This window comes from Lysinibacillus sp. FSL K6-0075 (assembly GCF_038592945.1).
In the GTDB taxonomy this organism is placed as follows: domain Bacteria; phylum Bacillota; class Bacilli; order Bacillales_A; family Planococcaceae; genus Lysinibacillus; species Lysinibacillus fusiformis_F.
Window position 1 is genome coordinate 4,517,931 of record NZ_CP151947.1, and the last position, 11,612, is coordinate 4,529,542.

Annotated in this window: 13 protein-coding genes; 2 read left to right on the forward strand and 11 right to left on the reverse strand. The window is 38.8% G+C overall.

What is annotated here, in order from left to right; all coding sequences use genetic code 11:
* Nucleotides 1–38 precede the first annotated feature (38 nt).
* The 11 genes from MHB65_RS22700 to MHB65_RS22750 all read right to left on the reverse strand — a co-directional run bounded on the left by MHB65_RS22700 (nt 39) and on the right by MHB65_RS22750 (nt 10,316).
* Complete coding sequence (locus MHB65_RS22700; protein ID WP_342441810.1) at nt 39–896, reverse strand: S1-like domain-containing RNA-binding protein; 858 nt, start codon at nt 894–896, stop codon at nt 39–41.
* Between the two features lie 29 nt (nt 897–925).
* Nucleotides 926–1,345, reverse strand: a complete 420-nt coding sequence (gene mntR / locus MHB65_RS22705) for a transcriptional regulator MntR (protein ID WP_036119205.1) — start codon at nt 1,343–1,345, stop codon at nt 926–928.
* Nucleotides 1,346–1,467: 122 nt separating this feature from the next.
* Nucleotides 1,468–1,770: a late competence development ComFB family protein gene (locus tag MHB65_RS22710; protein ID WP_016992717.1), complete on the reverse strand. Its 303-nt coding sequence runs from the start codon at nt 1,768–1,770 to the stop codon at nt 1,468–1,470.
* 164 nt (nt 1,771–1,934) lie between these two features.
* Nucleotides 1,935–4,058 carry a heavy metal translocating P-type ATPase gene (locus MHB65_RS22715; RefSeq protein ID WP_342441811.1) on the reverse strand — a complete coding sequence of 708 codons (2,124 nt, stop codon included), beginning with the start codon at nt 4,056–4,058 and terminating at the stop codon, nt 1,935–1,937.
* Complete coding sequence (locus MHB65_RS22720; protein ID WP_004231987.1) at nt 4,039–4,410, reverse strand: metalloregulator ArsR/SmtB family transcription factor; 372 nt, start codon at nt 4,408–4,410, stop codon at nt 4,039–4,041. Before MHB65_RS22720 ends, MHB65_RS22715 begins: the two co-directional genes overlap by 20 nt.
* A gap of 143 nt (nt 4,411–4,553) precedes the next feature.
* A complete protein-coding gene (locus MHB65_RS22725) occupies nt 4,554–6,923 on the reverse strand; it encodes a penicillin acylase family protein (protein WP_342441812.1) in 2,370 nt (789 codons plus the stop codon).
* A 217-nt stretch (nt 6,924–7,140) separates the two neighbouring features.
* On the reverse strand, nt 7,141–7,635 hold the full coding sequence (locus tag MHB65_RS22730; protein ID WP_342441813.1) for a hypothetical protein: 495 nt from the start codon (nt 7,633–7,635) through the stop codon (nt 7,141–7,143).
* 138 nt (nt 7,636–7,773) lie between these two features.
* Nucleotides 7,774–7,959, reverse strand: coding sequence for a hypothetical protein (locus MHB65_RS22735; RefSeq protein ID WP_342441814.1), 186 nt, complete (start codon nt 7,957–7,959; stop codon nt 7,774–7,776).
* A gap of 109 nt (nt 7,960–8,068) precedes the next feature.
* On the reverse strand, nt 8,069–8,824 hold the full coding sequence (locus tag MHB65_RS22740; RefSeq protein WP_342441815.1) for an exodeoxyribonuclease III: 756 nt from the start codon (nt 8,822–8,824) through the stop codon (nt 8,069–8,071).
* A 52-nt stretch (nt 8,825–8,876) separates the two neighbouring features.
* Entirely contained in the window at nt 8,877–9,791 is a 915-nt protein-coding gene (gene murB, locus MHB65_RS22745) for a UDP-N-acetylmuramate dehydrogenase (RefSeq protein ID WP_342441816.1), read from the reverse strand.
* Nucleotides 9,792–10,010: 219 nt separating this feature from the next.
* A complete protein-coding gene (locus MHB65_RS22750; protein ID WP_036119224.1) occupies nt 10,011–10,316 on the reverse strand; it encodes a helix-turn-helix domain-containing protein in 306 nt (101 codons plus the stop codon).
* A 359-nt stretch (nt 10,317–10,675) separates the two neighbouring features.
* On the opposite strand from MHB65_RS22750, the gene MHB65_RS22755 reads away from it, so the two are divergent.
* Both MHB65_RS22755 and MHB65_RS22760 read left to right on the forward strand, forming a co-directional pair.
* The gene (locus MHB65_RS22755) at nt 10,676–11,203 is read left to right on the forward strand and encodes a YceI family protein (RefSeq protein ID WP_342441817.1); all 528 of its coding nucleotides are present in this window, start codon (nt 10,676–10,678) and stop codon (nt 11,201–11,203) included.
* 36 nt (nt 11,204–11,239) lie between these two features.
* Nucleotides 11,240–11,611, forward strand: a complete 372-nt coding sequence (locus MHB65_RS22760; protein WP_342441818.1) for a DUF2500 domain-containing protein — start codon at nt 11,240–11,242, stop codon at nt 11,609–11,611.
* The last annotated feature ends 1 nt before the right edge of the window (nt 11,612 follow it).

Genomic DNA, 11,612 nt, shown 5'->3' on the forward strand with positions numbered 1-11,612 from the left:
GTTGAAATGTTAATCTAGCAAGTCAAACTAATCATCCACTAAACTTCTTCAGTCCAACCATCCTGTTGTTTCACTTTACCAGCTTTCATTAATGTTCCTAAGGCACGTTTAAATGCCCCTTTACTCATATTAAACATTTCTTGAACCTCTTCAGGAGATGATTTATCACCAAATGGCATTTTACCACCCACATCCTGTATATAATTCAATATTTGTTGCGCATCATTTGAAAGACGCTCATGTTTTCTTGGTAAAAGAGAGCCATTCATCGAACCATCGTCTTTTACATCGATAATACGAACAACTACATCTTGTCCTAATCGAGGCTCTACATTTCGCTCAGATTCATGCACGAAAATACGGTAAGGAACTTCTACACCTAGTAAAAATGTGCCAATCGGTAACAAACGATATGGACGTGCTTGGATGTTTTTATTGTGCATATCTTCAAATGCACCTTCATATAGCTCCGAAATTTTTTCCTCTGTTGCTAAGCGACCAAATAAATCACCGTTACGATCTGTGCGTAATGTCATAAATAAATGATCGCCTGGTTCTGGCCACACCTCTTTTAATGCAGGTAAATCCTCTGCCTTTACTAATACTTCACGAGATGTACCAATATCCACAAAAGCACCTTCACGTTCCACTACTTTCAAGACGCGTGCCCAGCCGTATTCACCTTGTGTAAAAGCTGGAATAGCTGTTGTTGCAGCTAAATCACCACGACGGTCTGCAAATAAAAATACTTCAAGGCGGTCACCTACTGTTAGTGGCTCTGTTACCTCTGAAGCATTTAAAGGTAGTTCTTCAACTCCATTTGTTAAAATCCATTTCGATGCTTGTTGCTCTAATACCGTTAATGTAACGACTTCACCTGATTTTAATGCGTTCATATTGTCTCCCTTTCCTTCACACCATCATTTTAAAGATTGTGCTGTGTCTTAGATGCCTCTAATTTTTTCACGATGTCTGGATTTTCTTCCATTACTTGCACAAGATCTGCAATACGATCGATTGAATTCCAACTTAAATGATGTTCAATTCCCTCCACATCATCATAAATACGTTCTTCATCCACACCAATCATTCGTAAAAACTGCTCGAGCAATTCATGACGCTGCACAAGACGCTTTCCGAGCTTCTCGCCCTTAGGCGTCAATGTCAGTCCACGGTATTTTTCATAAACTAAATAACCATCTTTATCTAATTTTTGAACCATTTTTGTAACAGAAGAAGGAAGAACAGATAATGCTTCAGCAATGTCAGACACTCGCGCATATCCTTTGTTGGCAATTAATAAATATATCTGTTCGATATGGTCCTCCATACTAGGTGTTGGCATATCCTTTTCCCTCTCTTTCCTTTTCTTACTCTCTAGTTTACTACAAGCTTGGCTTAAAAGTTAACTGAAAATACATAGCCTAGAAAAACACTTCCTTTACAACTTAAATAGAGCCTCTTCTATTAAGAAGTAGGCTCTACTTTGTGTCGAGGATACTTATTTACCACATGTAACGCATGAATAATCTCTTTGTTAATGCGCTCAATGTTTCCAGGAGTATTCATTTCTTTAAATGCCTCATCTCTAGCTTCCATAGATGTAACATACTTACTTGGCAATGCATTTAGTGTAAGTGCCACCGTGTCGAATTCACAGATTTCGCATTTACAAAATGTTTGATATTCTGGTCCTCGTAGTAAAAAGCTTACTAAACCACGCACAATTTCTTCTGTAACATTTACTAAAATAGGATCTGACATATTCAAACTTTCGCCTCATTTATATTTAATTGTTACATTACTCCTGAAACTATAATAGCCTTAAAAAAAGTCTTTTTCAAGAATCACAAGTAGCATCTATTCGCATAAAATCCATCATGGCAAAGCAAGATTAATTTCCTACCTTTTCAGATCGTTCTACACCTTACTTACTACTTTTTTGCTCTAATTAGTCTTAATGAATTAAACACAACTAATAGTGTTGCACCCATATCCGCAAAAATTGCTATCCATAATGTTAACCATCCTGGTATGACAAGCAGCAATGCAATTAACTTTAAGACTAGGGCAAATATAATATTCTCTTTAATGATACGTAATGTTTTTCTGCTCAAGCCAATAGTGTAAGGAAGCTTTGTTAAATCATCACCCATTAAGGCAATATCTGCCGTCTCAAGAGCTGCATCTGTTCCTGCTCCACCCATGGCAATTCCTACGTTAGCAGTGGCTAATGCTGGTGCATCGTTTACACCATCTCCAACCATCGCTACAGCACCAAATTGTGCACGTAAATCCTTAATCGCCATTAATTTTTCTTCTGGTAATAAACCAGCGCGCACATCTGTCATCTTTAATGAAGTAGCAATAGCTTGCGCAGTAGGCTCTGCATCACCTGTTAACATCACCATATGTTTTACTTTTAAGGCATGTAATTTTTTCAATACGTCCTTGCTTTCATGACGTAATTGATCAGCAATTGCAATCAGTCCAATAAGTTGATTATTCGAAACTGCTGCTACTACTGTTTTACCCTGTTCTTGTAGATTCTTAACCTGACTTTCTATATTTTTATCTACAGAAGTTAATGTAGTAGCCCATTTCATGCTACCTACATAAATAATCTGATTATCAACGGTAGCATAGGCACCTTTGCCTGTTACTGACTGGAAATCTGTTGGCACTAACTCAGGTAAGTTTTTATCGTGCAAGCTATTTAAAATAGCTTTAGCTAAAGGGTGCTGTGACTGTTTTTCTACCGCTGACACTAGTTGCAACACATAGTCTTCTGACCAAGTTTCAGTCGTTACGATATCTGTTACTGCAGGCTGCCCTTTCGTTAATGTACCTGTTTTATCAAAGGCAACAGCTTCAATGTGTCCTAACTGCTCTAAATGAACACCACCTTTAATCAGTACACCCTGCCTTGCTGCATTACCAATGGCTGTAACAATGGCAACTGGTGTAGAGACAACAAGCGCACAAGGACATCCTACCACTAAAACAGCTAGACCTTGGTAAATCCAATGCTGCCAATCGCCTACTAGTAAAGGTGGAATAACAGCTACTAAAAAAGCAATAATCATAATGGCTGGTGTGTAATATTTTGCAAAGCGATCTACAAATTGCTGAGAAGGTGCTTTTTCTGCTTGTGCCTCTTCCACTAGATGAATTATTTTAGCAATGGTAGTGTCTTCTACTCGCTTTGTCACACGTACTTCAAGAGCACCCTCTTCGTTTAACGTCCCAGCAAATACTTCATCATTTACAGTTTTATTAACGGGAATCGACTCACCTGTAATAGCTGCCTGATTAACCGCAGACAATCCACTAATGACAATGCCATCCATCGCAATCTTTTGCCCAGGCTTTACAATCAAAATATCTCCTATTTCAATGTCTTCAGTAGGTAGCTCAAGCTCATGGAAGTGTTCACCGTGGGCTCTTTTGATAAGCGCTGTTGGTGGTGCTATATCCATTAATTGACGAATAGATTGACGTGCTTTATCCATTGAATACGCTTCAAGTGCCTCACTTACAGCAAATAAAAATACAACCACTGCCGCTTCTTCCCATTCACCGATAATAGCAGCTCCTATAATGGCGATTGTCATAAGCGTCTTCATATCAAATTCAAAACGAGCCAGGTTTCGGAAGCCGATTTTAAAAATACCTACTCCACCCACAAGGATAGCTATAATGAACATGGCAATCGGTAGCGGGTTCGATTCCCCACGCATACCAGCAAATAGATAGCCTAGAATGACAAAAAGCAATGATATTCCTGCTAGAACATTTTCCTTTTTACGGTAAAAGGGTGTAGTATTTTCAAGTGCCTTTGCTGCTGATTTCGTAACCTTAATGCCATCAAAGGCACCTGCTTCTTCAATTTGGTCTACACTAATAGCACCGATTACTGTAATTTTTGAAGCACCAAAATTGACTTGTGCATCCTGTACTTCTGGGATAGCCTTCACATTTTTCTCAAACTTTGCAGCACAACTAGCACAGGATAAATTTTGTAGTCTGTATTCTTGTTTAATTGGCGTCGCTGCCATTCGCAATCCCCTCTTTCGCATGTTCGTAGGCAATTGTTACAATTTGATATACATGCTCATCCGCTAAAGAGTAATACATTTGCTTACCTTTACGGTGTGATCTTGCTAAATTATTATCTTTTAAATATCGTAAATGATGTGATGCTGTAGCAACGGAAGAACCAATAATAGTCGCAACATCACAAACACATAGTTCATCTTCCACCGTTAAAGCATAGGCAATTTTAAGTCTAGTTTCATCGGATAACGCCTTTAAAAATTTGGCTACACCTGATAAATCGGGCATTTGTTGTTTCACCTTTGTGACCGCTTCTTCATGTACATGCGTCACCTCACATATTTCTTTTGGCATTTTCTCACCTCATTCAAATATTCGTTTGATTGTATTCAATGTAACATATTATTCCATCATATTCAAACGAATATTTGAATGTTAGGATGTATATCCTTAAATAAAAAAAGTTAGCGTACTGAATTATGTACGCCAACCTTTTATTACTTCGCTTTTAATTGTAATGTTTTCCCTTTTATCTCTTCCTGTTTGATAAATGTTTGATGGTAATCACCATTTGCCCAATCCAATACCTGATCTTGATACCAATCAGACTTTACGTGCCCACTTTGACCAGGACCAACAATATGATAGGCTGAGCTTAAATCACCTACATCCACCACAAAACGCCAAGATGCACCGTGATCTACCTTACCAGCTAAATCATTATCTGCTGCTTGTACGGTAACTTTCGATCCACCAATTGGAACCTTTTTAGCGTTAAAATAGGCTGCAAGAATAGGTGATGCACTTCCTAATGTATGATCAAAAGTAAGCTGATGGTAATCACCCCATTGCCATTTTGAGGCATTTTTACCGAATTGATCTCCTAATTGTGCAATTGTTAGCTCAAATGCCTTGTATACTGTTTCATCAATGCCACCCTGCTCCTCAATCCAAATACTTTTCTCACCAGCATATGCCGTACGTAAGAGCTGGTCTGTAATATTAAACTTCCCATACATAATGCCATACATATCTTCAGGCATTTGATCTTTAAACAAAACTTCCTGTAACTTAATCATTAATGTATGGAACACAAGTGGTGCACCTGATTCCTTTGCGTCCACCATATCCCAATTCTCTAGCATGGCAATAATTTCGGCGTACTTCCCATCCTGATCTTTCTCTTTTATCGACGTTAATAAATCAGGCAGAAATTCTCTTGCATAAAGATTGTGCTGATCCATTTGCAAAGCCATCATATCTTCTACTGTAATCGCATCATTTGCCTCTAGCACTTCTTTAATTCTCTCGAAACGATAAGGTTGTGCCCAGAAATCGGTTATGTGATAAGGATAGTCCTCTCCTATTACTTGGTTATTCGCCGTGGCAATAAAACCTTCTTTTGGATTTACTAGAGTCGGTAATTCATCCCATGGGATAAAGCCATCCCAGCCATAGTCACTCGAATCGCCTGGAACTGGTAATTGACCTTCACCTTGCTTACGAATTGGTATTTGACCATTGGCTTTATAGGCAATCGTACCGTCCTTTGATGCAAAAACAAAATTCTGTGCTGGTGCCTTAAAGTCTTCTAATGCTTTTTCAAAGTCATTCCAAGTTTTTGCCTTATTAAAACCAAGCACTGCTCTCAGTTCAGCGGTAGGTTGTAGTGCTGTCCATTGCATCGAAAATTGTGCTGTTGGCTCCGTATCTTTGAAAGCCAAATCTGTCATTATAGGGCCATGACGTGTAACAACGACTTCAAAATCTACTGTTTCCCCATCCTTCACTTTAATCGACTCATCCCGCACCTCTGCTTGCTCCCACTGACCATCGTATCGGAATTGTGTTGGATTATCCGGATTGGGTATTTCAATATATAAATCCTGTACATCCGGACCCACATTTGTCACACCCCAAGCAATCTCATCATTATGACCTAAAATAATACCTGGAATCCCTGCAAAGATAACGCCACTAACGTTTTGTTGTGGTGATTGCAGATGCATTTGATACCAAATAGAAGGGGTACTTAACCCTAAATGTGGATCATCTGCTAAAATAGGCATTCCTGATTTCGTTTTATCACCAGAAACAACCCAGTTATTACTCCCGTTAAATTCGTTTGGTAGCATTTCCGCACTGAATTGCCCAGCCACAACAACAGGATTTTGGATATTGGCCTCGATTATCGACGAAGCGTTTTCTGGATATTTAATAAATAATTCTTTTGCCTTTTCTTCATTAAAGTTTTGTAATGCCCAATGACGAAAAGCTAATGTATTCCAATTTCCACCCAAATCATAGGCCATATATTTACCAATTGTTAAGGAATCAACAACTGTCCACTCCTCTGGCTCATAGCCTAACAAAGCGAATTCGTAACTTAGTGTATTGTTTTCCTTTGCCTGTGCAATAAAAGCATTTACCCCTTCAGCATACCATTCAAGTACTTGCTTACTTTCTTCATCATAGGCAGCTAATGATTTCTCCGCCGCATCTCGTAAGCTAAATGTACGGAAGTGTTTGTCTGTATTAATGGTTGCTTCTCCAATAATTTCAGATAATCGACCACTTGCCTGTCTTCGCGCCAAGTCCATTTGAAAAAGTCTATCCTGCGCTTGGACATAACCTTGCGCACGATACAAATCGGCATCTGTCTTGGCCAAAATATGCGGAACCCCTTTTTCATCTCTCGTCACTGTCACATCCTGATCCAGAATTGTAACAGCCAACTCACCATCAATCACTGGCTTGGATTTATTCATAAACCATGTAAACCCAATAAAAGCCACGATAGCCAAAGCAGCTATTACACCAGCAATGACAATGAGCCACTTTTTCCATTTAAACTTTCTCTTTCCCATTGAATTACCCCCTCTTTGCACTATATTCCCTTACTACCTTCCCAAACCCGTTTTGTCACGCAAATTTTTTAGCGAAATTTCTTATTTTATGTATATAAAATTGTCTTTAAATACAAAATTTTATATTTATTCGCTATTAGAATAGTATAAACAATAGGAATTATGAAGGCTACTGAGTAATGTTAAAAATTCGTATGTTCATAGAGATATTACGATTCTATAAGGGCGGATTTTCTTGCAATCTAATTAATTTTGTCCCTCTTTGGAGCGGGATCTTGCTTGGTTGGAGCGCTTCTTCCTCTCTTTGGAGCGGATTCTCTCTTGGTTGGAGCGCTTCTTCCTTTCTTTGGAGCGGGGGCTCGCTTGATTGGAGCGCTTCTTCCTCTCTTTGGAGCGGGGGCTCGCTTATTTGGAGCGCTTCTTCCTCTCTTTGGAGCGGACTCTCACTTGATTGGAGCGCTTCTTCCTTTCTTTTGAGCGGATTCTCTCGTGGTTGGAGCGCTTCTTCCTTTCTTTTGAGCGGGGGCTCGCTTGGTTGGAGCGCTTCTTCCTCACTTTGGAGCGGATTCTCTCGTGGTTGGAGCGCTTCTTCCTTTCTTTTGAGCGGGGGCTCGCTTAGTTGGAGCGCTTCTTCCTCTCTTTGGAGCGGACTCTCACTTGATTGGAGCGCTTCTCCCTCTCTTTGGAGCGGATTCTCGCTTGATTGGAGCACTTCTTCCTTTCTTTTGAGCGGGGGCTCGCTTGGTTGGAGCGCTTCTCCCTCTCTTTGGAGCGGATTCTCACTTGATTGGAGCGCTTCTCCCTCACTTTGGAGCGAATTCTCTCGTGGTTGGAGCGCTTCTCCCTCACTTTAGAGCGGACTCTCTCTTGGTTGGAGCGCTTCTTCCTTTCTTTGGAGCGGATTCTCTCGTGGTTGGAGCGCTTCTTCCTCACTTTGGAGCGGGGGCTCTCGTGGTTGGAGCGCTTCTTCCTTTCTTTGGAGCGGATTCTCACTTAGAATGAGCGTTTCGACATCTATTTGATACGGTTCCCTCACACATGGAGCTACCTACTCTGTGTTGCAAAAACCCCAATTTCAAAAGTCACCCTTATTAATTTTCAAAAACAAAAAATCGTATTTTCATTTAGAAAATACGATTTCAGTACTAGCCTTGTAATTGCAATTCAATCGGACAATGATCACTGCCCATGATGTGTGGGTGAATTGTTGCGCTTTCAATTTGATCCTTCAATTGACTTGATACAACAAAGTAATCAATACGCCACCCGATATTGCGTTCACGCACTTTATTCATATAGGACCACCATGTGTAGTGGTCCGTTTCCTCGGGATGCTTGTATCTAAAAGAATCTACAAATCCGCTTTCCAATAACGCCGAGAATTTCGCTCGCTCTTCGTATGTAAAGCCTGAATTTCCAATATTCGATTTTGCATTTTTTAAATCAATTTCCATGTGGGCAACATTTAGATCACCACAATAAACCACAGGCTTCTGGCTATTTAGCTCTTGTAGATAGCTAGCTAAACGATCCTCCCACTGTAAACGTAGTGGTAATCTCGCTAAATCACGCTGTGCATTTGGTGTATAAACATTCACTAAATAGAAATTCTTATATTCGAGTGTTATGATTCTGCCTTCATCCTGAGAATCTTCATCGCCCACTCCATACTTAACAGACAACGGTGTGTGCTTAGTGAAGATGGCCGTTCCTGAATACCCCTTTTTCTGGGCATAATTCCAATACTGCTCATAACCTTCGAGGGACAGCTCTACTTGTCCAGCTTGACATTTTGTTTCTTGGATACAAAAGAAATCAGCATCTATTTGATGAAAGAACGCTAAAAAACCTTTACCCAGACATGCTCGTATTCCATTGACATTCCATGATATAAATTTCATTTTATCCACACTCCTAAAAAAACGCCCCTCGGCTTATGCGAAGGGCATCCTATTATAGATCGTCACCAACAATTTTGACTTCCGTCTCTAATTCAATGCCAAATTTTTCTTTCACTACACGTTGAACCATTTGGATTGTCTCAATATAGTCTGAAGCTGTAGCATTTCCTTTGTTGACAATAAACCCTGCATGCTTGGTAGAGACTTCTGCATCACCAACACCTTTGCCTTGTAAACCACTATCTTGAATAAGTTTTCCTGCAAAATAACCTGGTGGGCGTTTAAAAACACTTCCAGCAGACGGATATTCTAAAGGCTGTTTCGATTCGCGTTGGAAGGTTAAATCAGCAATCTTCGCATCAATTTCCTCCTGCACGCCTACTGCTAATTGAAAATCAGAGGACAACACATAATAACCTTTTTTGGCAATAATGCTTTGACGGTATCCAAGCTCAAGCTCTTCTTTACCTAATGTTAAAATGTCTCCTTCTCTTGTTAACACCTTTGATGAAACAATAATATCTTTAATCTCGCCGCCATAAGCACCTGCGTTCATAGCCATTGCGCCACCAATTGACCCTGGAATACCACATGCAAATTCAAAACCAGTTAAAGAAGCTTGCGCTGATAGTTTTGATGCATCTTTGATCAGTGCACCACTTTGTGCATAAACATGCTCACCATTAATCCGAATCTCATTTAAGCGTGAAAATGTTACAACGATTCCTCTATGACCGCCATCTCGAACAACCATATTAGAGCCGTTACCTAACATTAATAAAGGAATATTATTTATATATGCATAGCGAATAACGGATGCTGCCTCTTCTTCTGTTTCAGGAAGAACAAAAACATCTGCTTTGCCACCTAATTTTGTCATTGTGTATTGCTGTAATGATTCATCTAACTTAATATTGGCAGGATTAATACTTTTTGCTAAATCCATCGCCCATTGTTCTTTTGTCATGAGAGCTAATTCCTTTCTAACGTCCTTCTTACTCTACACCAGTATGGATTTAGAACCCCAATTTGACAAGTAAAATGAAGGGTATTTTTATCTCATATTATAAGACAGGTAAGACCTGTGCAGAGATGATGAATATTATAAAGAAAATTGACAGTCATTCCAAGTGTCGTTTTTAGCACACTATTAAGTTGAATTACCTAGTAAAATAATCCATTCACCTTAGAGCCAGCTACTTGCCCATGTTTCAATATTGCGGATAGCACCTTCAAGTGCTCGACCTTTATCTGTTAATGAATACTCAACACGCACTGGCACTTCAGAATATACTTTACGTTCAACAAGCCCCTCTTTTTCAAGCTCCTTTAAACGTTCTGATAATAAACGTCCACTGACAGGTAATGCAGATTCGATTTCATTAAAGCGCTGTGGTCCATCTAGTAATTGATATAATATTAACCCCGTCCATCGTTTTCCGATTAAATCCATTGCTTTAGCTAAACGAGGACACAAAGTTGTCTCATTCATAATTTTTCACCTCTATGTAACTATTGTAACGATTATTGCAGTAAATGTAAATTTGAAGTAACTTATTTACGTAAAATAATCTATTAACTTTTATATATTTAATTACAAAAAGTAACTTTAAATTTCAATTATGGACCTAACTATCAAAGAAACAAAAAAATGTCTTAGCCTAAACGGTATCACAATAAAATGCACATATTTCCAATAATATGCCTATTTCATTTTAAATATGTTTTGTTTCATGTTCACAGATTACACTTTTATAGAGGGAAATACTTCCACAATTATGAAAAACTCATTGAATATGCAATTTGTTTACTTTATCATTCGTTGTAGAATGCTGTTTAGGGGGTTTTCAAATGAAAAAATTTACTATTGATTTCAGTCATTCAACGATCGGCTTTTCTGTACGACATATGATGATTTCTCGTATTCACGGTACATTTGAATCGTACAGCGGTGAAATAGTTGCAGCCAATATCGAACAAATGAAGGATGCAAACATTTCGATTACCATTATAGTGGCTAGTGTCTCCACCAAGAATCATGATCGTGATGTCCACCTTGTGTCTCCTGACTTTTTTGATGCAGACGTCTATCCAAAAATAGTATTTACCTCTACATATATTGATAAACTAGATGATAAAAATTTTGCGATTCATGGTGATTTAACCATCAAAAACATAACAAGGCCTATCGTATTTACAACAGTATATACAGGAAAAGGTGTGAATCCATGGGCACAAGAAGTTTTTGGCTTCCAAGCCAAAGCACAAATTAATCGCCGTGATTTTAATTTAGTCTATAATACGATTTTAGAATCAGGTGGTGTATTAATTAGCGACGAAATAGACGTACTAGTAGATCTTGAATTAAATCCTCTTTAAGTGTAGTTTCTATCTCAAAGGAAGGGGGGAATTTATTTGTTTTGGTTTGATAATCAATTTTTATTTGGTTCCGCTTTTATTACCATCATCTTCTTTATTGTTTTTGGCAGCATAGCCTTTATAATTGTGAACGGCATTATCACATGGTCTAAAAATAACCGTTCCCCAATTTTAACTGTACCCACTAAGGTTGTGACTAAGCGTACGAATATACGTGGGGGATCTAATAATACTGGGGCATCTACGTCCTATTATGTTACGTTTGAAGAACTAAACGGAGAGCGGCATGAACTAAAGATGAATGGCTACGATTATGGTCAGCTTGTAGAAGGTGATTTCGGCATTTTAACCTATCAAGGTACACGGTATCATTCATTCAACAGACATAAAAAGGAGAGTATTGATTGAA

Excerpts from the sequence above, each read along its gene's own strand:
- MHB65_RS22750 (WP_036119224.1), bottom strand. The coding sequence starts at position 10,316 with ATGAATGAGACAACTTTGTGTCCTCGTTTAGCTAAAGCAATGGATTTA.
- MHB65_RS22700 (WP_342441810.1), bottom strand. The coding sequence starts at position 896 with ATGAACGCATTAAAATCAGGTGAAGTCGTTACATTAACGGTATTAGAG.
- MHB65_RS22740 (WP_342441815.1), bottom strand. The coding sequence starts at position 8,824 with ATGAAATTTATATCATGGAATGTCAATGGAATACGAGCATGTCTGGGT.
- MHB65_RS22725 (WP_342441812.1), bottom strand. The coding sequence starts at position 6,923 with ATGGGAAAGAGAAAGTTTAAATGGAAAAAGTGGCTCATTGTCATTGCT.
- murB (WP_342441816.1), bottom strand. The coding sequence starts at position 9,791 with ATGACAAAAGAACAATGGGCGATGGATTTAGCAAAAAGTATTAATCCT.
- MHB65_RS22715 (WP_342441811.1), bottom strand. The coding sequence starts at position 4,058 with ATGGCAGCGACGCCAATTAAACAAGAATACAGACTACAAAATTTATCC.
- MHB65_RS22720 (WP_004231987.1), bottom strand. The coding sequence starts at position 4,410 with ATGCCAAAAGAAATATGTGAGGTGACGCATGTACATGAAGAAGCGGTC.
- mntR (WP_036119205.1), bottom strand. The coding sequence starts at position 1,345 with ATGCCAACACCTAGTATGGAGGACCATATCGAACAGATATATTTATTA.
- MHB65_RS22755 (WP_342441817.1), top strand. The coding sequence starts at position 10,676 with ATGAAAAAATTTACTATTGATTTCAGTCATTCAACGATCGGCTTTTCT.